This window comes from Oceanithermus profundus DSM 14977 (genome assembly GCF_000183745.1).
GTDB classification, from domain to species: Bacteria; Deinococcota; Deinococci; order Deinococcales; family Marinithermaceae; genus Oceanithermus; species Oceanithermus profundus.
Map to the genome: position 1 here is coordinate 1 of NC_014761.1, position 21,830 is coordinate 21,830.

Here is a 21,830-nt window from a genome sequence, read left to right on the forward strand (position 1 = left end):
ATTTGGGGCCCGCCGCCCCGGCTCGGGTAGAATGTAAAGGCTTGTTGGAGGTGCCCGGTTTGACCCACGAAAGCATCTGGGAAAACGTCCTGGACTACGTACGCGAGAACGTCACGAGCGTCGAATTCGACACCTGGTTCGCCCGTGTGAAGCCGCTGGGGCTGACGGGCGGGGCGCTCGAGCTGGGCGTGCCCACCAGCTTCGCCGGCGACTGGATCCAGAAGCACTACGGCCACCTGATCCAGGAGGCGCTCCTGCGGCTGGGGGCCCAGTCGCCCGAGTTCCGCCTCAAGGTCGTACCGGGCGAGGTCGTTCAGGACAAGATTCTCGAGGAGGACGCGCGCGCCCCGGCCGCCGCCCCCCGCACCCGCCTCAACCCCAAGTACACCTTCGAGAGCTTCGTCGTCGGCCCCGGCAACTCGATGGCGCACGCCGCCGCCATGGCCGTGGCCGAGGCCCCGGGCAAGGCCTACAACCCGCTCTTCATCTACGGGGGGGTGGGGCTGGGCAAGACCCACCTGATGCACGCCGTGGGCCACTACGCGCGCCAGCGCTTCCCCGAGATCCGCGTCGAGTACGTCTCTACCGAGACCTTCACCAACGACCTGATCAGCGCCATCCGCTCCGACCGCATGAACCAGTTCCGCGAGCGCTACCGCTCGGTGGACATGCTCCTCGTCGACGACGTGCAGTTCATCGCCGGCAAGGAGCGGACCCAGGAGGAGTTCTTCCACACCTTCAACACCCTCTACGAAGACGGCAAGCAGATCCTGCTCACCTCCGACCGGCCCCCGCGCGAGATCCTCACGCTCGAGTCGCGCCTGCGCAGCCGCTTCGAGTGGGGGCTGATCACCGACATCCAGCCCCCCGACCTGGAGACCCGGATCGCCATCCTCAAGATGAACGCCGAGCGCCGCGGGGTCCAGCTCAGCGAGGAGGTGCTCGAGTACGTGGCGCGCCAGGTGGCCTCGAACATCCGCGAGCTGGAGGGGGCGCTGATGCGCCTGATCGCCTACGCCTCGCTCTCCGGGGTGACGATCACGCCCAAAGTGGCCCAGAACGCGCTGGCCGACCTCTTCCACACCGCCGGCGAGGCGGTGACGATGGACGAGATCCTCGCCGCCGTGGCCGAACACTACGGCGTCACCCCCGCCGACCTCAAGTCCAAGGGGCGCAGCAAGGAGGTGGTGCGCCCGCGCCAGGTGGCCATGTACCTGATCCGCCAGCTCACCGGGGCCTCGCTGCCCGAGATCGGCCAGTTCTTCGGCGGCCGCGACCACACCACCGTCCTCTACGCCACCCAGAAGATCGGCAAGCTGCTCGCCGAAGACGCCGAGCTGCGCCGCACCGTCGAGGCGTTCGAAAGCAGGTGGGCCGGCCGTGGATAACCCTGCCCATAACCCTGGGGAAAGCCTGTGGAAGACCCTGTGGACAACCGCGGCCGCGGCCGCCCTGTGGAGAACCCCGCCGCCCTCCCCAGGTTTTCCGCAGGGCGCGGGGGCTTGTCCCCAGCGGCCTCCCCAGGCCGCCTCGCGTCCCCTGCGGGCCCGACGCGGCTTTTCCACAGTATCCCCAGCCCCTACGGTTACGACTACGGTATCTTTAAGCTTAAGGAACTTCGTCACCTTCCTTTAAGAACGGAGGACGTATGCAGGTTCGCTTGCCCAAACGCACCTTTGCCGAAGCGCTCGGCATGCTCGAGCGCATCATCCCAGGCCGCGCCAGCAACCCCGCGCTCACCCACCTGCGCTTCGAGGTCGCGGAGGGGGGGCTGCGGCTCCAGGGCTCGAACGGGGAGCTTGACCTGGAGCTCGTGGTCCCCGCCGAGGTCGAAGGCGAGGCGGTGCGCCTGGTTCCCGGCCAGCTGATCGGCCAGGTGGTGCGCAACCTCCCCGGCGAGCTCGTGGAGCTGGGGCTCGAGGAGGGGCAGCTCACGATCGAGAGCGGCTCCTTCGCCACCCGCCTCACCACGGCCGACCCCGCCGAGTTCCCCCCGCTGGCCTTCGAGGCCGAGACCGTGGCCCGCCTGCCGGCGCGCGAGCTGGGGCGGGCGCTGGCGCGGGTGCGCTACGCCGCCAGCGGCGAGGACTACCGCGCCATCTTCCGCGGGGTGCAGCTCGAGCTGCACCCGACGCGGCTGCGCAGCGTCGCCTCCGACGGCTTCCGGCTCGCCCTCTACGACCTGGAGCTCGCCCTCGACGCCGAGCGCAAGTTCGTCGTGCCGGCGCGCAGCGTCGACGAGATCGTGCGTGTCCTCGAGCGCACCGAGGGCGAGGTCGCCCTGGGGCTGCTCGGCGGCCACCTCACCCTCGCCGCCGAGGGGTTCCGCATGGCCGCGGCGCTGATGGAGGGCGAGTTCCCCGACTACGAGCGGGTGATCCCCCCCGAGTTCGCCCTGGAGGCCGAGATCGACGCCACCGCCCTCAAGGACAGCCTCAAGCGCGTCAAGGTGCTGGCCGACCGCAACAACCACCGGGTCGACCTGGTCTTCGAAGACGGGCGGCTCGAGGTGGTGGCCGAGGGCGACTACGGCCGCGGCGTCGAGCGGCTCGAGGTGGACGCCCGCGGCGAGGCGCAGATGGTGCTCGCCTACAACGCCGAGTACCTGGAAGGGGCGCTCGGCCCGATCGCCGGCAAAGCGCGCCTGCGCTTCTCGGGGGCGGCCAGCCCCAGCGTGATCCAGGACGCCGAGGACGGCGGCTACCTGGCCGTCGTGGTCCCCCTGCGGGTTTAAGCTGAGGGGCGGAGGTGGCCATGACCACAATCGTCGAAGTAAGCGCACGCGAAGTCCTGGACTCCCGCGGCAACCCCACCGTCGAGGCCGAGGTGACGCTGGAGGGCGGGCAGATCGGGCACGCGATGGTGCCCTCGGGCGCCTCGACCGGTGAGCACGAGGCCGTGGAGTTACGCGACGGCGGTCCCCGCTTCGGGGGCAAGGGCGTGCTCCAGGCGGTGGCCAACGTCAACGAGCGGATCGCCCCCGAAATCATCGGGATGAACGCCCTCGACCAGGAGGGGATCGACCGGGCGATGCTCGACCTCGACGGCACCCCCAACAAGGCGAACCTGGGGGCCAACGCCATCCTGGCGGTCTCCCTGGCGGTTTCGCGCGCCGCGGCCGAGGCGGTCGAGCTGCCGCTCTTCGCCTACCTGGGCGGGGTGCAGGGGGTCACCCTGCCGGTGCCGCTGATGAACGTGATCAACGGCGGCAAGCACGCCGACAACCGCGTGGACTTCCAGGAGTTCATGCTGGTGCCCGCGGGGGCCCCCAGCTTTCGCGAGGCGCTGCGCTACGGCGTCGAGACCTTCCACGCCCTAAAGGGGGTGCTGAAGAAGCGCGGCTACGGCACCAACGTTGGCGACGAAGGAGGGTTCGCGCCCAACCTGCAGAGCAACGAAGAGGCCGTCGAGGTGCTGCTCGAGGCCATTCAGGCCGCCGGCTACGAGCCGGGCAAGGAGATCTCGATCGCCCTCGACCCGGCCGCGAGCGAGTTCTACAAAGACGGCAAGTACCACCTCGAGGCCGAGGGCAAGGTGCTCGGCAGCGACGAGATGGTCGAGTACTGGGCCGAGTGGGTGGAGCGCTACCCCATCGTTTCGCTCGAAGACGGCCTCGACGAGAACGACTGGGCGGGCTGGCGGCGGCTCACCGAGCGCCTGGGGGATCGGATCCAGCTCGTGGGGGACGACCTCTTCGTCACCAACCCCGACTTCCTGGTGCGCGGCATCCGCGAGGGGGTGGCGAACGCCATCCTGGTCAAGCTCAACCAGATCGGGACGCTCTCGGAGACGCTCGAGACCGTGCGGCTGGCGCAGCGCCACCGCTACCGCACCGTGATCTCGCACCGCTCGGGCGAGACCGAGGACAGCTACATCGCCGACCTGGCGGTGGCGGTGAACGCCGGCCAGATCAAGACGGGTTCGGCCTCGCGCTCCGACCGCCTGGCCAAGTACAACCAGCTCCTGCGCATCGAGGAGGCGCTGGGCGCGGCCGCCCGCTTCCTGGGGTACGATGCTTTCTAAGCGCACCAAGATCGTCGCCACCATCGGGCCCGCCTCGCGCGACCCCGAGGTGCTCGCCCGCATGATCCAGGCGGGGCTCAACGTGGTGCGGCTCAACTTCAGCCACGGCCGCCCCGAGGACCACCGCGAGACCGTCGAGATGGTGCGCGCCGCCGCGGAGCACGCCGCCCGCCCCGTCGCCATCCTGCAGGACCTGCAGGGGCCCAAGATCCGCGTCGGCCGTTTCGCCGAGGGGAAGGCGGTGCTGAAGGCGGGCCAGCCCTTCGTGCTCACCACCGCCGACGTCACCGGCGACGAGCACCGGGTCTCGGTGAGCTACAAGGGGCTGGTGGGCGACGTCGAGCCCGGCCAGGTGCTGCTGCTCGACGACGGGCGGCTGCGCCTGCGGGTGGACCGGGTCGACCACGCGGCGGGCGAGATCCACACCGTCGTCGAGGTGGGGGGCGTGCTCTCGGACCAGAAGGGGATCAACATCCCCGGGGCCGACCTCTCGATCCCGGCGATGACCGACAAGGACATCGAGGACCTGGCGCTGGGGGCCGAGCTGGGGGTGGACTGGGTCGCGGTCAGCTTCGTGCGCAGCCGCGACGACCTGCTGCTCGCCCGCCACTACATGAACCGCCTGGGCCACGAGGCCAAGCTGATGGCCAAGATCGAGAAACCGGGGGCGGTGCAGCGCTTCGACGAGATCCTGGCCGAGGCCGACGGCGTCATGGTCGCCCGCGGCGACCTCGGGGTGGAGATGCCCCCCGAGGAGGTGCCCATCGTGCAGAAGCGGCTGATCCGGCGCACCCGCGCCGCCGGCAAGCCGGTGGTCACGGCCACGCAGATGCTCGAGTCCATGATTCACAGCCCCAGCCCCACGCGCGCCGAGGCCTCGGACGTGGCCAACGCCATCTTCGACGGCTCCGACGCGGTGATGCTCTCGGCCGAGACCGCGGTGGGGGAGTACCCGGTCGAGGCCGTGGCCATGATGGCGCGGGTGGCCCGCGCCGTCGAGGGTTCCCCGGAGTACCAGAACGCCCAGCGGATCCTGCGGCCCGAGCCCGAACACAACACCCAGGACGCGATCGCGCTCGCGGCCACCGAGGTCGCCGAGTCGCTGCCGGCCAAGGTGATCGTCGTCTTCACGGCGTCGGGCTCCTCGCTGTGGCGGGTGGCCCGCTACCGCCCCGGGGTGCCCATCCTGGCGCTCACCCCCAACGCCCGGGTGCGCCAGCAGCTGGTGCTGGCCTCGGGGGTCTACACGGCCACCGCCCCCGACCCGACGAGCACCGACGAGATGGTCGCCGAGGCCGTCGACTTCGTCAAGAGCGCGAAGCTGGCCGACGTGGGCGACCGCATCGTCATCACCGCGGGGGTGCCCTTCGGCGTCCGCGGTTCGACGAACATGGTCTGGGTGGAACAGGTGAAGTAACCGTGCGGGTGCGTTACGCCCGGGTCCGCGAGGCCGCGGGGCCGCCGCCGGCCGCGGCGCTGGCCCTGGCCGCTGAAGCGCTGCTGCGCCTGGGCGACCGGCCCGAGCCCGAGGGGCTCGCCGACGAGGAGCGCCTGCAGCAGGCGCTGGAACGCGTCGCCCGCGAGGCGGGGGAGGCCGATCCCCGGACCGCCGCGGCGGCGACGCTGGAGCTCCTGCGCGACCGGGGGTGGATCGAGCGGGCGGGCGGCGGGGAGCCGCGGCTCCAGGCCCACCCCGAGCTGCTGCGGCTGGCGGCGCTGCGGGCGCTGCGGGCGCTGCTGCCGCACGCGCGCCCCGCCGCCGGCGCCTGGCCCCGCCCCGGGGTGCGCGGGCCCCACGAGCCCCACGGCCCGGAGCGGCCCTGGCGCTGGGGGGAGCCGCTGCAGCTCGACGCCGCGGCGACCCTGAAGGCGGGGCTGCTGCGGGGCGGGCTGACGCTGGCGGACCTGCGGGTGCGCGAGGGCGAGGGCGGCCGGCGCTCCGCCGTGGCGCTGCTGCTCGACTGCTCCCACTCGATGGTGCTGTACGGGGTCGACCGCTTCGGCCCCGCCAAGCGGCTCGCGCTGGCGCTGCACCACTGGTTGGGGCGCGAGGGCGACCGCCTCCGGGTCGTCTGCTTCCACGACGTCGCCGTCCCGGTTCCGCCCGAGCGCCTACCCTTTCTGCGCGCCCATCCCTCGCACACCAACACCGCCGCAGCGCTCGAGGCCGCCCGGGAGTGGCTGCGCCGCCAGGGCGACGTGCGCCGGCGGGCGGTGCTGGTGACCGACGGCCGCCCCACCGCGGTGCTGCGCCCCGACGGCCGGGTCTACAAGAACGCTTGGGGGCGCGACCCCGAAATCGAGCGCACCACCCGCGCGGCGGCCGCCCGCCTGCGCCGGGCGGGCGCGGAGCTCGACGTCTACATGCTCGACGACGAGCCCCAGGCGCTGGCCCGGGTGCGCGAGTTGGCCCGCACCGCCCGGGGACGGGCGTTCCAGGTCGATCCCGAACAGCTCGGGCGCCGGGTCCTCACCGATCTGATGCGGGCCGCGCGGTAGACTGGGGCATGCGCCGTTGGTGGCAGGCCGCCTGGGTGACGGGCGTGCTTGAGGGCTGGTCGCGGAGCGTGCGGGTCTGGACGCACCGCGCCCCGGCCTGGGTCTGGGAGCAGCGGCAGGCGCGCACGCCGCTCTCGCTCGGCCTCCCCTACTATCCGGCGCGCGGCGCCCGCGGGATCGAGCTCGTGCCCAAGGACGCCTACCTGCAGGAGGTTGAGGACCTCTTGTTCACCTGCACCGCCCCGCCGGAGGAGCGGCGGTAGACTTGGAGCGATGAAGCACCTGCTGGCTCTACGGGACGCGCACTGGGACGAATGGGAGCGCCTGCTGGGGCATCCCTTCCTGCACCGCCTGCGCGGCGGCGAGGTGTCCGAGCGCAGCGTCTACGCCTGGATGGAGCAGAACTACCGCTTCGTCGAGGGGCTGCTGGAGCTGCAGGCGCGCCTGGTGCCCCGGGCCCCCCGCGCCCACCGGCTGGTGCTCGCCCACGGCCTGGTGGGGATCGTCGAGGACCTCGACTGGATGGCCATCCAACCCATCAACCCGGGCGCCCCCGCCCACCCCGCCCGCGAACGCTACCTGGCCTTCCTGCGGCTGTTGGACCAGGAGCCCTACCCGGTCAGCGTCGTCGCGTTGTGGACGATCAACCGCGTCTTCCACGACGCCTGGAGCAGCGCCGCGCCCAGCGGCGGCCCCTTCGTCGACCTGGTGGAGCACTGGACGGCCCCGGAGTTCCATGCCTACCTGCACGACCTCGCCGAGGTGGCCGAGGAGGCGTGGCTGGCCGCCGGCGAAGCGGAGCGTCAACGGGTGCACGCCCTCGTGGGCGAGATCCTGCGCCTCGAGTGGGGCAGCTGGGACATGGCCCAGGCCTTCGCCGGCCACTACGGCTAGCCCGGACCGGCCTCCACCCGCCCCGACCAGACGGTCACGGCCCGCCCCCACAGCAGCACGCGGTCCCCGCGCAGCTCCAGCTCGAGCGTCCCGCCGCGCGCCGACGCCTGGTAGGCGCGCAGGCGGTCCCTGCCCAGCGCCGCGGCCCAGTAGCGGGCCATGCGCGCGTGGGCCGACCCGGTGACGGGGTCTTCGGGTACGCCCACCGCCGGGGCGAAGAAGCGCGAGACGACGTCGTAAGCGCCGCTTTCGTCCCGGGCCGTCACGACCACGCCGCGGGCCGGGGCCCGCGCCAGCAGGCCCGGGTCGGGCGCGAGCGCGCGCACCGCGGCCGCGCTTTCGAGCACCACGATCCAGTCGTCCTCGGCGCGGCCGCTCCAGACCGGGCGCACCCTGCCCAGCGCCGCCGCGATCGCCTCGGGCAGGGGTGCGGCCACGGCCTCGGGCGCGGGGAAGTCGAGGCCGATCCGCGCCCCTGCGCGCGTCGCGTAGAGCCGGCCGCTCCGGGTCTCGAAGGCGAGGCGCGGCTCCGGGCGCTCGAGGTGGCGCCAGAGCACGTGTGCGCTCGCCAGGGTGGCGTGGCCGCAGAGGTCCACCTCGACCTTGGGGGTGAACCAGCGCAGCCGCCAGGCGTCCCCTTCGGGCCAGAGGAAGGCCGTCTCCGAGAGGTTCATCTCCCGGGCCAGGGCCTGCATCCAGGCCGGGTCCGCGGGCGCCTCCAGCACGCAGACGGCCGCGGGGTTGCCCGCGAAGGGGCGGTCCGTGAAGGCGTCGACGCCGAAGAGGCGGCTCACGCCTCCTCCAGCACCACCAGCGCCCGCGCCTGCACGTGGTCCGGGGCCAGCCCCTCGCTGGTCTTGAAGGCCACGCTCACGTCGGCGGGCTCGAGCCCGCACAGCTCGGCGACGCGGCGGCGCATCGCCTCGCGGTAGGGGGCCAGCTTGGGGCGGTCGAGCGTCACCACCGCCCGCACCTGGCGCACCCGGCCGCAGCGGGGGCGCTCGCACCGCAGGGGGTGGGCGCCGGCGAGCTCGAGCACCCGCTCGAGCAGCTCGGCCCCCGACAGCCCCGCCCACCGCGGGTCGGTGTCGGGAAAGACCTCGCCGATGTCCCCCGCGCCGACGGCGCTCAGCACCGCGTCGGCGACCGCGTGCAGCAGGGCGTCGCCGTCGGAGTGGGCCACCGGCCCCCGGTCCGCGGCGACCTCCACCCCGCCCAGCAGCAGCTTCCGTCCCGGCTCGAGCCGGTGCGCGTCCTCACCGAATCCGATCCACATGGTCCCATCCTACCCGCCCCGTGCCCGGCGGTATATTTAAGCATGCCCACCTACGACGAAGCCCTCGAACTGATGCACGCCTGGACCCCTTCCGAGTCCCTGCGCCGGCACATGTACGCGGTCGAAGCCGCGATGCGCGCCTACGCCCGCAGGTTCGGCGAGGACGAGGAAACCTGGGCGATCGCCGGACTGATCCACGACTTCGACTGGGAGAAGCACCCCGAGACCCACCCCAACAAGGGGGCCGACCACCTGGAAGCGCTGGGCTGGCCCGCCGAGATCGTGCGCGCGGTGCGCGCCCACGCCCCCGAGCGCAGCGGCGTGGAGCCCGAGACCCTGATGGAGCGCGCCCTCTACGCCTCCGACGAGATCACCGGCCTCATCACCGCCGCGGTCTACGTGCGCCCCGATCGCTCGATCCACACCCTCACGGTCAAGAGCCTGAAGAAGAAGTTCAAGGACAAGTCCTTCGCCCGCGGCGTGGACCGCGAGATGGTCCGGCGCGGCGCGGAGCTGTTGGGCGTGGAGTTGTGGGAGCACGTTGGCTTCGTGCTCGAGGCCATGCAAGCCGACGCCGAACGGCTGGGGCTGGCGGGCGCGGCGTCCCCCGGGGACTAGGCGGGGCCGTCCAGGCCCAGCTGCCCGGGCAGGAAGAACCCCTCGTCGAGCGTCATCCAGGGGTCTTGGGTGACGATGCGGTAGCGCACCCGGCCCGAAAAGCGCGCCGCGTCCTCGCGCGCCCAGCGCTCGGGGCCGCCCGGCGCCCCCGGGTCGGGGGCGGGCCAGGGGCCGGTTCCGGCGCGCACGATGTAGCGCACCCCGCCCCCCACCACGAGCCAGACGGCCACCAGCCGCGGCGCCAGCCCGGCCAGGCCGCCTTTGGGCCAGTCGGCTCGGCGCACCTCGCCGCTGCCGGAGGCCACGATCCAGAGCGAGGGCTCCGCGCTCACGACTCGGGCGGGTTGGGGCCCCAGAGGAAGCCCGCGATCACCGAGAAGCCGAGCGCGATCATGAAGGCGTTGACGGGGGGGTTCCCCTGCCAGACCAGATAGCCCAGGTAGAGCCACGCCCCCACGAGGAGGAGCAGGGCCAGTACGCGTCGGAGCGGCATGCCCCTACGTTACCAGGAACCAGACGCCGACCCCTGCGAGGACCAGGGACGAGGCGATCCAGAGCGGGTAGACGCGGGCAAAGGCCGGCACCCGCGCGCGCAGGACGACCCCGATCAGGGCGTCGACCAGCCCCAGGGCGACGAGGAAGGCGCCGATGAACGGGTTTGCTTCCATGAAAGCTATCATACGATACCCACCATCTGCCCGCGAAAGTGGCTATACTTACGGCAAGCCATCCGGCCCGCGCTTCGGCGCCTGGAGTTTTTCATGAACGAATCCCCACAGCAAAAAGTCAAGCCCGCGGACTGGGTTCCCCTGGTCCGCCCCTTCGCCCGGCCGCAGGCCTGGCGCAGCCTCGCGCAGGTGCTGACCAGCTACCTGCCCTTCCTGACCCTGTGGTACCTGGCCTACCGCGCGCTCGAGGTGCACTGGGGTCTGACCCTGGCGCTCGACCTCGCCGCCGCCTTCTTCCTGGTGCGCATCTTCATCCTGCAGCACGACGCCGGCCACGGCTCCTTCTTCAAGAACCCCCGCGCCAACGACGTGCTGGGCTTCGTGAGCGGGGTGCTCACCCTGACCCCCTACGGCTACTGGCAGCACGCCCACGCGCGGCACCACGCCACCAGCGGCAACCTCGACAAGCGCGGCGTCGGCGACATCTACACGATGACGACCGAGGAGTACCTGGCGGCCACCCCCTGGCAACGCTTCAGCTACCGCGTCTACCGCAACCCCTTCGTGATGTTCCTGATCGGACCGATCTGGGTCTTCATGCTCAGCTACCGCCTCCCGCTCGGCTACGGCGGCGACAAGCCGAAGGTGCGCGCCAGCGTCTGGTGGACCAACCTCGCGCTGGCCGGCCTGGTGGCCTTCGTCTTCGCCGTCTTCGGCTGGAAGGCCTTCCTGCTCGTCTACCTGCCCGTCCAGTACTTCGCCGCGATGATCGGCATCTTCCTCTTCTACGTCCAGCACCAGTTCGAGGACGCTTACTGGGAGCCCGACCCCCGCTGGGAGTACCTGAAGGCGGCGATGGAGGGCAGCACCTACCTCAAGCTGCCGCGCCTGCTGCAGTGGCTGACCGGCAACATCGGGCTGCACCACGTGCACCACCTGGCCCCGAAGATCCCCAACTACCGCCTGCAGGAGGCCCACGACCGCATCGAGCTGATGAAGGCCGCCCCCACGGTCACCCTCGGCGACGCCTTCAAGATCGCCTTCGCCGACCTGCACCTCTACGACGCCGGCCAGGACCGCCTCGTCGGTTTCCGCGAGGTGGCGGCGCAGGCCCGCGCCGCGGACCGCGAGCGCACCCGCGGCGAGCGCACCGTCCAGTAAACGCCCCGGTCTCGGGAAGAAAACCGCCGGTCTGCGGCGGTTTTTTCGTGGCTACGCGCACGCTTTAGCGCGCGCGGATGCATCTCCTGGTGCATACCTGCATGTCGTGGTATACTGTGTCTTGTCAATAGGCGGAATCCCGGTCCGCCTTTTTTCTTTTGGCGCCGCCTAGCGCGGCGTCGGCAGCACCAGGCCCAACGCGCGGCTGCCGAGCCGCAGCAGCACCGCGGCCGTCGCGGCGGCCGCCAGGGCGTAGGGCCCGGGGCCGAGCAGGTAGTAGAGCGCGGCCCCGCCCGCGGCGGCGGTCGCGTACCAGTCGCCGGCGCGGTAGAAGACGCCCGGCACCTGCTGGGTCAGCAGGTCGCGCAGCACCCCGCCGCCGACGCCGCTCGTCATCCCCGCGAAGACGACGCCCCAGAAGCCGAGGCCGGCCTCGAGCCCGCTGGCCGCGCCCAGCGCCGCGAAGACGCCGAGGCCCAGGGTGTCGAGCAGGTAGAGCGCCCGCCCCAGCCGCCGCACGGCGCGGTGCAGGAAGAAGACCCCCGCGCCCACCAGGGCCACGGTCCAGAGCAGGGCCTCGTCCGAAAGCGCCGCCGGCGGCAGCCGCCCCACGACCAGGTCGCGCACCGAGCCGCCGCCCACGGCGGTGATGCCGGCGACGAGCAGCACGCCCACGAGGTCGTAGCGCTTCCGCACGCCCTCAAGCGCGCCGCCCGCGGCGAAGGCCAGGGTGCCGAGCCAGACCCAGAACTCCACGGGCCCATTGTGGCACGGCCCCGGCACGCGGCGACGCCGGCTAGCCCGCGGGCTTGCTGCGCCGCGGGCGCAGCTCGATCACGCTGGGGATCACCCCGGTGTCGCTTTCCAGCACGTAGAGCACGGTCTCGGCCACGTCGGTGGGCTGGATCTTCCAGTCGGCGTCGGCGCGCGCGCTCGAGAAGGTGGTGTTCACCGAGCCCGGCAGGATCGTGCTCACGCGCACGCCCCGGGGGCGCAGGTCGTGCAGGCTGGCCTCGGCCAGGCCCAGCAGGCCGAACTTGCTGGCGTTGTAGGCCGCGCCGCCGGCGAAGGCGTAGCGGCCCGCCAGCGAGCCGATGTGGACGATGGTGCCGCGCTGCTCGCGCAGCATCGTCGGGAGGACCGCGCGCATGGCGTAGAAGGCGCCGTCGAGGTTGGTCGCGCGCACCCGCGCCCAGTCGTCCTCGGAAAGCTCCCACACGGGGCCGAAGACCCCCACGCCGGCACTGTTCACCAGCGCCCAGACGGGGCCGAAGGCGGCCTCCAGCCGCTCCACCGCCGCAACCAGGTCGTCCGGACGGGTGACGTCGCCGGGCAGGGGGATCGCGGCGCCGCCCGACTCGGGGTAGACGAGCTCGCGGGCCAGGTCCTCGAGGGCTTCGCGTCCGCGCGCGAAGAGGCCCACCTTGGCGCCGCGCCAGGCCAGCGCCCGCGCCACCGCCTCGCCGATGCCGCGGCTGGCCCCGGTGACGAGCACCGCCTTGCCGCGCACCACGCTAGCCACCGAAGCGTTCCAACAGGTCGGGGCGGACGGGGCTGAAGACGTCGAGGACCACGCTGGGCTCGAGCGCCCGCACCGCGTGCGTCGCGCCCCCGGGAATCCAGACGGCCTCGCCGGCGGCCACCTCGCAGACCTCGTCCTCGATCTGAAAGGCCAGCCGCCCCGAGAGCACGTAGGTGATCTGCTCCTCGGGGTGGCTGTGCTCGGGCACGGTCACGCCGTGGTCGAGCACCACGTGGTTGAGCATCGTCTGCCGGCCGCCGAAGGCCGCGGCGCGGGCTCCGGGGAAGAGCTCGCCGTGGGGGCTTCCCTCCAGGTCCTTGCGTTTCATGTCCACTCCTTGATGGGCACGAGTTCGCCGCCCTCGCAGGCCTTTCGCACCACCCGGGCGCGGCGGTCGAACCAGATCTCGAGCACCGCCCGGTCGAGGCTCTCGGGAGCGACGATCACCTTGCGCACGTAGTAACCCTCGGCCGTGGGGCTGAGCTCGCTGGCGCGGGAGATGCGCAGCGGCACGACCTCGCCGCTCTTCTCGGTGCGCACCCGCACCCAGTAGGCCATGCCCTCGGGTTTGACGTGCGGATCGGGTTTGCGGAAGAACATCTCGCCTCAGTCTACTAGGCGTCGCGCACCAGGCGGGTGAGCAGCTCGGCCAAAAGCGCCATGCGCCGGGGCAGCTCGGCGGTGACGATGCGCTCGCTCAGCTGGTGGGCGTCCGCCCCCATCGCCCCCAGGCCGTCGAGGGTGGGCACCCCCAGGTTGGCGGTGAAGTTGCCGTCGGAGCCGCCGCCCACCTTGCCGGGCTTCGAGTCGAAGCCGAGGTCGCGCGCCACGCCGCGGGCCAGTTCGAACAGCGCCAGGCTCTCGGGGGTGGGCTCCATCGGCGGGCGGTTGAGGCCGCCCTCGAGCTCGAGGCGCGCCCCCGGCTGCACCGGCTCGAGCGCCCGCATGAAGCGGTCCACCCGCTCGGCCTCTTCGAGCGTCCAAGCGCGCAGGTCCACGAGCACCTCGGCGTAGTCGGCCACCACGTTGCCGGCCGTGCCGCCGCGGGCCACGTTGGGGCCCAGGGTGGTGCCCTTCTCCAGGTCCTGGGCCTCGACGACGCGCAGCACCTGGTGCGCCGCCTCGACGATGGCGTTCACCCCCTTCTCGGGCTCGACCCCCTGGTGGGCGGCCTTGCCGTGGACGCGCAGCTTGTACCAGCCCACGCCCTTGCGGTGCACCTTGAGGTCGCCGGCGCCGGTGGGGGGCTCGAGCACCAGTGCGTAGTCGGCGCCGCGGGCGGCGTCCTCGATGAAGATGCGCGAGGTCACCGAGCCCACCTCTTCGTCGGGGGTGAGCAGCACCTCCAGGTTGGGGTGTTCGGCCCCCGAGTCGCCCAGGTAGCGCAGCGCCCAGAGGATGAAGAGCAGCCCCGCCTTCATGTCGTAGACGCCCGGACCGTAGATCCGGCCGCGCTCCTCGCGCCACAGCTTCTTCCACGAGCCCACCGGGTGCACGGTGTCGTAGTGGGCGAGCAGCAGCACCCGCGGCCCGCTGCCGCGGCGGAAGAGGCGCAGCACCGCGCCGGCCTCGGTCTCGAAGCGGCGCAGCTCGCCCAGCCCCGCGAACTGGGTCTGCAGCCACAGCGCCGCCTTCTTGATCCCGGGCAGGTGGTGGGTGGGCGACTCGATCTCGACCAGCTCGCGCAGGTCGGTCAGGTAGGCGTCCAGGTGGCGTTCGAAGTATGCGAGGGTGTCTTGGGCACGTGCCTGCGCTGACATCACGTCTTCACGATACTGCAGTTCTCAGGCGATGTCCCGGAGCGTTTCCTCGATCAGCCAGTCCACCACGGCGCGCAGGTCGCCGGTCTCCTGGTAGATGGCCAGCTGCCGGTCGGCGGCGGTGCCGCGGTCGAGGATGGTGTAGACGTGCTCCACCGCCCAGCGGCTGTCCAGGTCGTCGAGGACGTCGTCCACGAACTCGACGAGCTCGACGAGCAGGTCGCGGGCCCACTTCTCGCGGCGCTCGCCGAAGTCGATCAGCTTGCCGTCGAGGCCGTAGCGCGCGGCGCGCCAGACGTTCTCCTCGATCAGCGGGGTGGGGTACTGGCGGAAGGTGACGTTGTCGCGCCGCATCAGCCAGTGCTTGTAGATCAGCGCCTGGGCCAGCGCCGCGATGGCGATGGCGTCGCGGGGGTTGGTGGCCAGGTCGGTGGCCCGGAACTCGATCGTCGGGTAGCGGTGGTGGGCCCGCATCGCCCACCAGATGCGCGAGGCGTCCTGGATGGAGCCGGTCTCGATCAGGACCTCGACGAAGTGCTGGTAGTCGGAGTAGCTGGAGAAGGTGGCGGGGATGCCGGTGCGCGGCAGGCCGCGCCAGATGAGGCTGCGGTAGCTCTTGAGGCCGGTGACGCGGCCGCGCCACAGCGGGCTCGAGACCGAGAGGGCCAGCAGGTGGGGGAGCATGTAGCGCAGGGTGTTGATGGCGTCGACGCGGAACTCGTCGTCGTCCCCCGCCCCCACGTGGACGTGGGTGCCGAAGATGAGCAGGGCGCGCACCGCGTCCTGGAACTCGCCCAGGAGCTCCACGTAGCGGTCCTTCTGGGTGATGGGCACGTCCTCCCACAGCGCGAAGGGGTGGGTGCCGGCGGCGACGATGCGGGCCCCCTTGGCCGCGGCCAGCTGGGCCACCTCGCGCCGCATCTCCACGAGCATGCCGTAGGCCTCGCGGATGTTGGCCGCGGGCGGGGTGCCGATCTCGACCATCGCCTGGTGCAGCTCGGGGTTGAGCAGCTGCTTGAGCGCGAGGGGGGCCTCCCCCAGCACCTCGGAGGCCACCGGGGCCAGGTCGCGGGTCTCCGGATCGATCAGCTGGTATTCTTCCTCGATGCCCACGGTCAGGGGCGGCGCACCCTCGTGCATAACCATTCCTCCAAAACGGTTGGAGCATTTTACGGCAAAGGGCCAGGTTTGCGCAAACGCGCGCCCCCGCCCCGCGCGCTGCGCTGTATAGCTATGCACCGCGGGGTGGGGTAAGCTGGGGCCGTCATGCCGGGAGTCGCGATCATAGGGGCCCAGTGGGGCGACGAGGGGAAGGGGAAGGTCACCGACGCGTTGGTGGCCCAGGCCGACTACGTGGTGCGCTTCCAGGGCGGGGCCAACGCCGGACACACGGTCGTCGCCGGGGGGCACACCTTCAAGCTGCACCTGCTGCCGACGGGGGTGATCCACCCGCACGCGACGAGCGTGCTCGCCGACGGGATGGTGGTCGACGCCGAGGCGTTCGCGGAAGAGCTCGCCGAGATCCGCCGGCTGGGCTTCGAGCCCCGGGTGCGCGTCTCCGAACGGGCGCACCTGGTGCTGCCGCACCACAAGTTCGTGGAGAGCAAGGGCAACTTCGTGGGCACCACCGGGCGCGGCATCGGCCCGGCCTACGCCGACCGCGCCCGCCGCGTGGGCATCCGCGTCGGCGACCTGCTCGAGCCCGAGGTCCTCGCCGAGCGCGTGGAGCGCCTGCTCGCGGCCAAGCCCAACTCCACCGCGGGCGCCGGCTGGACGAGCGCGGCGCGGGCGCTCGAGGACCTGGAGCGGATGCGCGAGGTGCTGGGGCCCTTCGTGGCCGACACCGGCGCCGAGCTGCGCGCCGCCTGGAAGGCGGGGAAGAAGATCCTCTTCGAGGGGGCCCAGGGGACGATGCTCGACCTCAACTACGGCACCTACCCCTACGTGACCAGCAGCCACCCCAGCGTGGGCGGGATCGTCGTGGGCACCGGGCTCTCCCACAAGGCGGTGGGCAAGGTCTACGGCGTGGCCAAGGCCTACGCCACCCGGGTGGGCCACGGCCCCTTCCCCACCGAGCTCGAGGGCGAGCTCGCCGAGACGCTGCGGGAGAAGGGCGGCGAGTTCGGGGTGACCACCGGCCGCCCGCGGCGGGTGGGCTGGCTCGACCTGGTGGCCCTCAAGTACGCCGTGGACGTCAACGGCATGGACGGGATCGTGCTCACCAAGCTCGACGTGCTCTCGGGCTTCGAAGAGGTCAAGGTGGGCGTGGCCTACCGTGAGGACGGGAGCGTGGAGTACCGCACCATGAAGGGCTGGGGCGACCTCGCGGGGCTCGCCCGCCGCGAGGACCTGCCGCGGACGTTGCTCGACTACATCGAGTTCATCGAGGACGCGCTCGAGGTGCCGGTGGTGATGTTCTCGACCAGCCCCCGGCGCGAGGACACCTTCGGCAGCGTGAGCTGGGTGTAAGGGAAGCCCGCGGCCTGCGACGCTGCGGCGGACCCTTCGGCCGTAGACTGAGGCCATGTACGACAGCCACGTGCACACCCCGCTGTGCCAGCACGCCGAGGGCGAGCCCGCGGCCTACCTGGCCGCGGCGCGGGAGCGGGGCCTGGCCGGCCTCGTCTTCACCGACCACAACCCCATGCCCCCCTGGTTCGACCCGAAAAGCCGCATGGGCGAGGCCCAGCTGCCGCTCTACCACCGCCTCGTCGAGGCGGTGCGGGCCCAGGCGCCCGACGGCTTCTACGTGGGGCTGGGGCTCGAGGCCGACTTCCATCCCGGCACCGAGGCCTACGTGCGGGCCCAGCTCGAGGCCTACCCCTACGACTACGTGATTGGCTCGGTGCACTTCATCGGCGCCTGGCCCTTCGACCACCCCGACTTCGCCGCCGAGTTCGAGCGGCGCGACCGGCTCGAGGTCTACGCCGACTACTACGCCCTGGTCTACGCCGCCGCCGAGTCGGGCCTCTTCGACGCCATCGGCCACCTCGACCTGCCCAAGAAGTTCGGCCACCTCCCCCCGGAGGAGGCCTGGGACCTGGTCGAGGGGGTGCTGGGCGCGATCCGCGACGCCGGGATCGCCCTGGACGTGAACACCGCCGGTTGGCGCAAGCCCGTGGGCGAGCTCTACCCCGCGCCCCGGATCTTGCGGCGCGCCCGCGAGCTGGGCGTCCCGGTGGTGCTCGGCTCCGACGCCCACGCCCCGGACGAGGTGGGGGCGCGCTTCGCGGAGGCGGCGGCGCTGCTGGCCGAGGCGGGCTACCGCGAGGCCTGGGTCTACAAGAACCGCAAGCCGGAGCCCTACCCGCTGGAGGCGCCGTGACCCCCAAGGACCTGGCGCGGATGCTGGCCGAGGCCGCCGACCTGATGGAGGTCCTGGGCGAGACGGGCTTCCGGGTGAACGCCTACCGCAAGGCCGCACGGGCGCTCGAGCGCTACGAGGGCGAACTGCCCGAGCTGATGGCCGCGGGCTTCGACCGCCTCCCCGGGATCGGCAAGGGGCTCGCCGGGGCGCTGGCCGAGATCGTGGAGACCGGGGAGTTCGGCTACCTCGAGGAGCTGCGCGGCCAAGTGCCCCCGGGGGTGGCCGAACTCTTCATGGTGCAGGGGCTGGGGCCCAAGCGCATCCGCGCGCTGTGGCAGGCGGGGATCGACAGCCTCGAGGAGCTCGTGCGCGCCGCCGAGGAGGGGCGCGTCGCCGCCATGCCCGGCTTCGGCAAGAAGACCCAGCAGGCGCTCGCCGAGGCCGCCCGCTTCGCGCTCGCCAACCTGCGGCGGGTGCACCTGCCGGTGGGGCTCGAGGCCGCCCGGCTGCTGCTCGCCGACCTGGAGGCCGCGGGGATCCACGCCGCGCTGGCCGGCAGCCTGCGCCGCCGGCTCGAGACCGCGGGCAACGTGGACCTGGTGGCCCGGGCCGCGCCCGAGGCGGTGCTCGCCGCCCTGGGCGAGCACGCGAGCGAGGTGCGCGGCGGCGTGGTGCACGGGCGGCTCGAGGGGCTGCCGCTGCGCGTCTTCTGCGCCACGGAGCGCGACTTCGGCACCGCGCTGGTGCGCGCCACCGGCTCGGAGAGCTGGGTGCGGGCGCTGGGCGAGCTGCCCGTCGCCCCCGACGAGGCCGGGGTCTTCGCGGCGCTGGGCCGGCCGCCGGCGCCCCCCTGCTGGCGCGAGCCCGAGCACCTGGGGCTCGCGCCCCCGGCCCGCCTCGTCGAGCGGCGCGACCTGGTGGGCCTGGTGCACCTGCACACCGCCTACTCCGACGGCAGCGCCTCGCTGCGCACCATGGCCGAGGCGGCCATCGCCGAGGGCTACGCCTACATGGTGGTCAGCGACCATTCGCAGACCGCCGCCTACGCCGGCGGCCTCACCCTGGAGGACCTCGAGCGCCAGTGGGCCGAGATCGACGCCCTGAACGCCGAGCTCGCCCCCTTCCGCATCCTCAAGGGAATCGAGTCGGACATCCTCCCGGACGGCAGCCTCGACTACCCGGACGAGGTCCTGGCCCGCTTCGACGTGGTGCTGGGCTCGCTGCACTCCCACCTCCACCTTTCGCCCGAGGAGCAGACCGAGCGGCTCTTGCGGGCCGTCGAGAGCCCCTACCTGACCGTCCTGGCGCACCCATCGGGCCGCCTGCTGCTGCGGCGCAAGGGCGCGGAGGCCGACTGGGAGCGGGTGCTCGCGCGCGCCGCGGAGCTGGGGAAGATCGTCGAGATCAACGCCAACCCCTGGCGGCTCGACCTCGACTGGCGGCTGGCGCTCGCGTGGCGCGAGCGGCTCGTCTTCTCGATCGGGCCCGACGCCCACGCCCCCGAGGGCTACGCCGACGTCGCCTACGGGCTGTGGATGGCGCAGAAGGCGGGGCTGGGCCCCGAGCGGGTGGCCAACACCTGGCCCGCGGAGCGCTGGCTAGCCCTGCGCGAGGGCGTCTAACGCGGCGCGGACCTCGTCCTCGGGAGCGCGCGCGACGAAGACCACGCGCTCGCCGCGGCTCCAGGTCTGCGCGGCGTGGACGATCTCGGCCTCCTCGCCGCGCAGCCGCACCAGCGGCAGCAGGAAGTCGGGCAGCTCGAGCTGGCCCACGGCCCCGCCGGCGAACCCTTCGGGCACGGGCCACTCCAGGGTGACGACGGGCTCGTAGTTGAGGGCGTGCTCCCAGTCGCGGATGTCGATGGGCCGCCCGAAGGCGATCTGCCCCCCGATCTGCTCCACCATCTCGGCGCTGACGCCCTTGGCGTCGACCACGGGGTAGGCGCGGGCGGTGTGGAACTCCTCGCGGGCGATGGCCACGGCCAGAACGTTGACCTCGGCGTTGGTGGTGGCGGCGAGCAGCGTCTCGGCCTCGTCGGCGCCCACGGAGGCGAGGGTGTCCTCCTCCAGGGCGTTGCCCAGCACCGCCTCGAGCCCGGCGCGCCGGGCGGCCCAGACCAGGCTCTGGTTGCGGTCGATGAGGACGACCTGGCGGCCGTGCTCTTTCATCAGCTGGCCCACCTTGCGCGCCAGGGGTCCGGCGCCCACGAGGATCGCGAGCTTGCCGGTGCGCCGGGTAAGGCCGAGAAGCCGCGCCACCCAGGGGGCCGTCAGCCCCGCGAGGGTGACGGTGACGAAGATGGTCACGAAGACCGCGGCCAGGAGCGCGTCGCCCCCGGGGATGCCCGCCCCCCGGAGCGCGAGCGCGAAGAGCGAGGCCACCGAGGCGGCCACGATGCCGCGGGGCCCGATCCAGGCGACGAAGAACTTCTCCCTCCAGGAGAGCGGCGAGCGCCAGGTCGCCGCCGCCACGGCCAGGGGGCGCACCACCAGCGCCAGCACCAGCGCGGTCCAGACGGCGGGCCAGCCGGCCTCGCGCACCACCGCCAGCGGCAGGTCGGCGGCCAGGAGGATGAAGAGCACGCTGATGCCCAGCACCGTGAGCTGTTCCTTGAAGTGGCGCAGGCGGCGCTCCTCGGGCACCTCGCTGCGCTGGAAGACCAGGCCCATGGCCACCGCCGCCATCAGGCCGGCCTCGGGCAGGAGCGCCTCGGCGGCGGCGAAGGCGACCCAGACGCCGGCGAGGGCGACCAGGTTGCGCAGCTCGAGCGGCACCCAGTCGTGCCGGCGGAAGAGGCGCGAGAGCAGGAGCGCCCCCACCGCCCCGACCGCGCCGCCGGTGAGGAGGCGGCCGAAGTAGGCCCAGACCGCCCCGTACCAGGTGAGCGGGTGGGCTCCGGAAAGGCCGAGGACGACGTCCATCACCGCGACGGCCAGCACCGCGCCCACGGGGTCGACGAGGATCGCCTCCCCCTCGAGGATGGCCTTGAGCTTGCGCGGCACCCGCACCCGCCGCAGGAGCGGCTGCACCACGGTGGGTCCGGTTACAGTCATCAGGGAGCCGAAGAGGATGGCCAGCGGCCAGGTGAACCCGGCCAGCGCGTAGGCGGCCAGCGTGGCCAGCACCCAGGTGACGACCACCCCGGTGGTGATCAGCCCGCGCACCTCGGACGCGGCGCGGCGCAGGTCCTCGAGGCGCAGGCTCAGGGCGCCCTCGAAGAGGATGACGGCCACGGCCAGCTTGACGAGCACCCCGAGGCCTTCGCCCATGTACTCGGGGTGCACCCAGCCGAGGACGCTCGGGCCCGCGAGAACCCCGGTGACCAGCAGCAGGACGATCGCGGGGATGCGCAGCCGGTGCGCGACCAGCTGCGCCGCCAGGCCCAGGCCCACGGCCCAGGAAATGGTAAGGAGCAGCGCCTGTTCGTGCGGCACGGGGGGTCAGGCCTCTTCGTCTGCGGCTTCGTCCCCGCCCGCGCGGCCCAGCAGCCGGTCTTCGAGCTCGCCCAGGTAGGCGGCCAGGGTGTTGCCGGTGCGTTCGACGTCGGAGGCGAGGCCGCGCTCCAGGCTCTCCAGACGGGCCAGCAGCTCGCCCTTGAGCTGCTCGGTCTTCTGGTCCACGCGCCCGGAGATCTCGGTGTGCTGCGACTTGAGGGTGTCGTGCTCGAGGGAAAGGGCCTTGCGCGCCTCCCCGGCCTCGAGGCTGACGTGCGCCTTGAGGTCGGACTGGCCCTGGGCCAGCGCGCTCAGCTCCTGCTCGAGGTAGCGCTTGAGCTCGGCGAAGCGGCTGGCCTCGGCCTGGTCGGCGAGCTTGCGCGCCTGCTCCACCTGGCGGGCGTAACGGCGGATCTCGATGAGGGCCCCGGTTTCGATCACGGCGATGAAGATGAAGTAGAGCAGGCTGAGGAGCGCGATCACGGCCAGCAGGATCAGCCCCAGCGGCGCGGAGACGCGCGTGAAGAGCAGGTTGATCTCGCTGGGCGCGGTGAAGAGCGGCCAGTTCAGGCCGGCGAAGAGCGCCACCAGCAGCAGGATGACCAGCACGGTCAGGTTGCGTAGGTTCATGGAACCCCCTTTCCCCGGCGGGCCGGGAACGTCGTCTG

General features: G+C 72.4%; 25 protein-coding genes. 12 read left to right on the forward strand and 13 right to left on the reverse strand.

What is annotated here, in order from left to right; all coding sequences use genetic code 11:
- Positions 1–59 precede the first annotated feature (59 nt).
- The 7 genes from dnaA to OCEPR_RS00040 all read left to right on the forward strand — a co-directional run bounded on the left by dnaA (position 60) and on the right by OCEPR_RS00040 (position 7,416).
- Positions 60–1,388 carry a chromosomal replication initiator protein DnaA gene (dnaA, locus tag OCEPR_RS00010; RefSeq protein ID WP_013456637.1) on the forward strand — a complete coding sequence of 443 codons (1,329 nt, stop codon included), beginning with the start codon at positions 60–62 and terminating at the stop codon, positions 1,386–1,388.
- Between the two features lie 260 nt (positions 1,389–1,648).
- Positions 1,649–2,734: a DNA polymerase III subunit beta gene (dnaN, locus tag OCEPR_RS00015; RefSeq protein WP_013456638.1), complete on the forward strand. Its 1,086-nt coding sequence runs from the start codon at positions 1,649–1,651 to the stop codon at positions 2,732–2,734.
- A 20-nt stretch (positions 2,735–2,754) separates the two neighbouring features.
- Positions 2,755–4,023, forward strand: coding sequence for a phosphopyruvate hydratase (gene eno / locus OCEPR_RS00020; RefSeq protein ID WP_013456639.1), 1,269 nt, complete (start codon positions 2,755–2,757; stop codon positions 4,021–4,023).
- On the forward strand, positions 4,013–5,440 hold the full coding sequence (pyk, locus tag OCEPR_RS00025; RefSeq protein WP_013456640.1) for a pyruvate kinase: 1,428 nt from the start codon (positions 4,013–4,015) through the stop codon (positions 5,438–5,440). Before eno ends, pyk begins: the two co-directional genes overlap by 11 nt.
- Positions 5,441–5,442: 2 nt before the next feature.
- Entirely contained in the window at positions 5,443–6,522 is a 1,080-nt protein-coding gene (locus OCEPR_RS12065; protein WP_013456641.1) for a vWA domain-containing protein, read from the forward strand.
- 8 nt (positions 6,523–6,530) lie between these two features.
- Entirely contained in the window at positions 6,531–6,785 is a 255-nt protein-coding gene (locus OCEPR_RS00035) for a hypothetical protein (protein WP_013456642.1), read from the forward strand.
- 10 nt (positions 6,786–6,795) lie between these two features.
- Positions 6,796–7,416: a TenA family protein gene (locus OCEPR_RS00040; protein WP_013456643.1), complete on the forward strand. Its 621-nt coding sequence runs from the start codon at positions 6,796–6,798 to the stop codon at positions 7,414–7,416.
- On the opposite strand, the gene OCEPR_RS00045 is transcribed toward OCEPR_RS00040, so the two are convergent.
- Together OCEPR_RS00045 and ispF are read right to left on the reverse strand one after the other, a co-directional pair.
- Complete coding sequence (locus tag OCEPR_RS00045) at positions 7,413–8,210, reverse strand: PhzF family phenazine biosynthesis protein (protein ID WP_013456644.1); 798 nt, start codon at positions 8,208–8,210, stop codon at positions 7,413–7,415. The genes OCEPR_RS00040 and OCEPR_RS00045 overlap by 4 nt on opposite strands.
- Positions 8,207–8,692, reverse strand: a complete 486-nt coding sequence (gene ispF / locus OCEPR_RS00050) for a 2-C-methyl-D-erythritol 2,4-cyclodiphosphate synthase (RefSeq protein ID WP_013456645.1) — start codon at positions 8,690–8,692, stop codon at positions 8,207–8,209. The genes OCEPR_RS00045 and ispF overlap by 4 nt, the downstream gene beginning before the upstream one ends.
- A gap of 42 nt (positions 8,693–8,734) precedes the next feature.
- Between ispF and OCEPR_RS00055 the strand changes: the two genes are divergently transcribed.
- On the forward strand, positions 8,735–9,310 hold the full coding sequence (locus tag OCEPR_RS00055) for an HD domain-containing protein (protein WP_013456646.1): 576 nt from the start codon (positions 8,735–8,737) through the stop codon (positions 9,308–9,310).
- Here the strand turns inward: OCEPR_RS00055 and OCEPR_RS00060 are convergent.
- The 3 genes from OCEPR_RS00060 to OCEPR_RS12930 are packed head-to-tail and all read right to left on the reverse strand — an operon-like array spanning position 9,307 to position 9,978.
- A complete protein-coding gene (locus tag OCEPR_RS00060; RefSeq protein ID WP_013456647.1) occupies positions 9,307–9,642 on the reverse strand; it encodes a hypothetical protein in 336 nt (111 codons plus the stop codon). The two genes, OCEPR_RS00055 and OCEPR_RS00060, sit on opposite strands and share 4 nt — an antisense overlap.
- A complete protein-coding gene (locus tag OCEPR_RS12925) occupies positions 9,639–9,803 on the reverse strand; it encodes a hypothetical protein (protein ID WP_013456648.1) in 165 nt (54 codons plus the stop codon). Before OCEPR_RS12925 ends, OCEPR_RS00060 begins: the two co-directional genes overlap by 4 nt.
- A gap of 4 nt (positions 9,804–9,807) precedes the next feature.
- Positions 9,808–9,978, reverse strand: a complete 171-nt coding sequence (locus OCEPR_RS12930) for a hypothetical protein (protein ID WP_187288495.1) — start codon at positions 9,976–9,978, stop codon at positions 9,808–9,810.
- Positions 9,979–10,071: 93 nt separating this feature from the next.
- On the opposite strand from OCEPR_RS12930, the gene OCEPR_RS00065 reads away from it, so the two are divergent.
- A complete protein-coding gene (locus OCEPR_RS00065) occupies positions 10,072–11,139 on the forward strand; it encodes a fatty acid desaturase (protein WP_013456650.1) in 1,068 nt (355 codons plus the stop codon).
- 168 nt (positions 11,140–11,307) lie between these two features.
- Here OCEPR_RS00065 and OCEPR_RS00070 read toward each other — a convergent pair whose 3' ends face one another.
- The 6 genes from OCEPR_RS00070 to OCEPR_RS00095 are packed head-to-tail and all read right to left on the reverse strand — an operon-like array spanning position 11,308 to position 15,561.
- The gene (locus OCEPR_RS00070) at positions 11,308–11,895 is read right to left on the reverse strand and encodes a trimeric intracellular cation channel family protein (protein WP_013456651.1); all 588 of its coding nucleotides are present in this window, start codon (positions 11,893–11,895) and stop codon (positions 11,308–11,310) included.
- Between the two features lie 40 nt (positions 11,896–11,935).
- Positions 11,936–12,652, reverse strand: coding sequence for an SDR family NAD(P)-dependent oxidoreductase (locus tag OCEPR_RS00075; RefSeq protein WP_013456652.1), 717 nt, complete (start codon positions 12,650–12,652; stop codon positions 11,936–11,938).
- A 1-nt stretch (position 12,653) separates the two neighbouring features.
- Positions 12,654–12,989 (reverse strand): cupin domain-containing protein, encoded by a 336-nt coding sequence (locus tag OCEPR_RS00080; RefSeq protein WP_013456653.1) that lies wholly within the window; start codon positions 12,987–12,989, stop codon positions 12,654–12,656.
- The gene (locus OCEPR_RS00085; protein WP_013456654.1) at positions 12,986–13,261 is read right to left on the reverse strand and encodes a hypothetical protein; all 276 of its coding nucleotides are present in this window, start codon (positions 13,259–13,261) and stop codon (positions 12,986–12,988) included. The genes OCEPR_RS00080 and OCEPR_RS00085 overlap by 4 nt, the downstream gene beginning before the upstream one ends.
- A gap of 14 nt (positions 13,262–13,275) precedes the next feature.
- Entirely contained in the window at positions 13,276–14,421 is a 1,146-nt protein-coding gene (locus OCEPR_RS00090; RefSeq protein WP_013456655.1) for a M20 family metallopeptidase, read from the reverse strand.
- A 24-nt stretch (positions 14,422–14,445) separates the two neighbouring features.
- Positions 14,446–15,561, reverse strand: coding sequence for a carboxylate-amine ligase (locus OCEPR_RS00095; RefSeq protein ID WP_013456656.1), 1,116 nt, complete (start codon positions 15,559–15,561; stop codon positions 14,446–14,448).
- Between the two features lie 126 nt (positions 15,562–15,687).
- Between OCEPR_RS00095 and OCEPR_RS00100 the strand changes: the two genes are divergently transcribed.
- From OCEPR_RS00100 to OCEPR_RS00110, 3 genes are read left to right on the forward strand one after another with little or no spacing between them, the layout of a single operon-like run.
- The gene (locus tag OCEPR_RS00100) at positions 15,688–16,890 is read left to right on the forward strand and encodes an adenylosuccinate synthase (RefSeq protein WP_013456657.1); all 1,203 of its coding nucleotides are present in this window, start codon (positions 15,688–15,690) and stop codon (positions 16,888–16,890) included.
- Positions 16,891–16,945: 55 nt separating this feature from the next.
- Positions 16,946–17,746, forward strand: coding sequence for a histidinol-phosphatase HisJ family protein (locus OCEPR_RS00105; protein WP_013456658.1), 801 nt, complete (start codon positions 16,946–16,948; stop codon positions 17,744–17,746).
- Positions 17,743–19,350: a helix-hairpin-helix domain-containing protein gene (locus tag OCEPR_RS00110; RefSeq protein ID WP_013456659.1), complete on the forward strand. Its 1,608-nt coding sequence runs from the start codon at positions 17,743–17,745 to the stop codon at positions 19,348–19,350. The genes OCEPR_RS00105 and OCEPR_RS00110 overlap by 4 nt, the downstream gene beginning before the upstream one ends.
- Here the strand turns inward: OCEPR_RS00110 and OCEPR_RS00115 are convergent.
- Both OCEPR_RS00115 and OCEPR_RS12070 read right to left on the reverse strand, forming a co-directional pair.
- Entirely contained in the window at positions 19,327–21,162 is a 1,836-nt protein-coding gene (locus tag OCEPR_RS00115) for a cation:proton antiporter (RefSeq protein WP_013456660.1), read from the reverse strand. The two genes, OCEPR_RS00110 and OCEPR_RS00115, sit on opposite strands and share 24 nt — an antisense overlap.
- A gap of 6 nt (positions 21,163–21,168) precedes the next feature.
- Complete coding sequence (locus OCEPR_RS12070) at positions 21,169–21,792, reverse strand: hypothetical protein (RefSeq protein WP_013456661.1); 624 nt, start codon at positions 21,790–21,792, stop codon at positions 21,169–21,171.
- Positions 21,793–21,830: the final 38 nt, after the last annotated feature.

Bases quoted from the DNA above. Each gene is read 5' to 3' on its own strand.
- OCEPR_RS00035 (WP_013456642.1), top strand. From the start codon at position 6,531: ATGCGCCGTTGGTGGCAGGCCGCCTGGGTGACGGGCGTGCTTGAGGGC.
- OCEPR_RS12925 (WP_013456648.1), bottom strand. From the start codon at position 9,803: ATGCCGCTCCGACGCGTACTGGCCCTGCTCCTCCTCGTGGGGGCGTGG.
- eno (WP_013456639.1), top strand. From the start codon at position 2,755: ATGACCACAATCGTCGAAGTAAGCGCACGCGAAGTCCTGGACTCCCGC.
- pyk (WP_013456640.1), top strand. From the start codon at position 4,013: ATGCTTTCTAAGCGCACCAAGATCGTCGCCACCATCGGGCCCGCCTCG.
- OCEPR_RS12930 (WP_187288495.1), bottom strand. From the start codon at position 9,978: ATGGAAGCAAACCCGTTCATCGGCGCCTTCCTCGTCGCCCTGGGGCTG.
- OCEPR_RS00055 (WP_013456646.1), top strand. From the start codon at position 8,735: ATGCCCACCTACGACGAAGCCCTCGAACTGATGCACGCCTGGACCCCT.
- OCEPR_RS00090 (WP_013456655.1), bottom strand. From the start codon at position 14,421: ATGTCAGCGCAGGCACGTGCCCAAGACACCCTCGCATACTTCGAACGC.
- OCEPR_RS00100 (WP_013456657.1), top strand. From the start codon at position 15,688: ATGCCGGGAGTCGCGATCATAGGGGCCCAGTGGGGCGACGAGGGGAAG.
- OCEPR_RS00040 (WP_013456643.1), top strand. From the start codon at position 6,796: ATGAAGCACCTGCTGGCTCTACGGGACGCGCACTGGGACGAATGGGAG.
- ispF (WP_013456645.1), bottom strand. From the start codon at position 8,692: ATGTGGATCGGATTCGGTGAGGACGCGCACCGGCTCGAGCCGGGACGG.
- OCEPR_RS00085 (WP_013456654.1), bottom strand. From the start codon at position 13,261: ATGTTCTTCCGCAAACCCGATCCGCACGTCAAACCCGAGGGCATGGCC.
- dnaN (WP_013456638.1), top strand. From the start codon at position 1,649: ATGCAGGTTCGCTTGCCCAAACGCACCTTTGCCGAAGCGCTCGGCATG.
- OCEPR_RS00105 (WP_013456658.1), top strand. From the start codon at position 16,946: ATGTACGACAGCCACGTGCACACCCCGCTGTGCCAGCACGCCGAGGGC.
- OCEPR_RS00065 (WP_013456650.1), top strand. From the start codon at position 10,072: ATGAACGAATCCCCACAGCAAAAAGTCAAGCCCGCGGACTGGGTTCCC.
- OCEPR_RS00095 (WP_013456656.1), bottom strand. From the start codon at position 15,561: ATGCACGAGGGTGCGCCGCCCCTGACCGTGGGCATCGAGGAAGAATAC.
- OCEPR_RS00080 (WP_013456653.1), bottom strand. From the start codon at position 12,989: ATGAAACGCAAGGACCTGGAGGGAAGCCCCCACGGCGAGCTCTTCCCC.
- OCEPR_RS12070 (WP_013456661.1), bottom strand. From the start codon at position 21,792: ATGAACCTACGCAACCTGACCGTGCTGGTCATCCTGCTGCTGGTGGCG.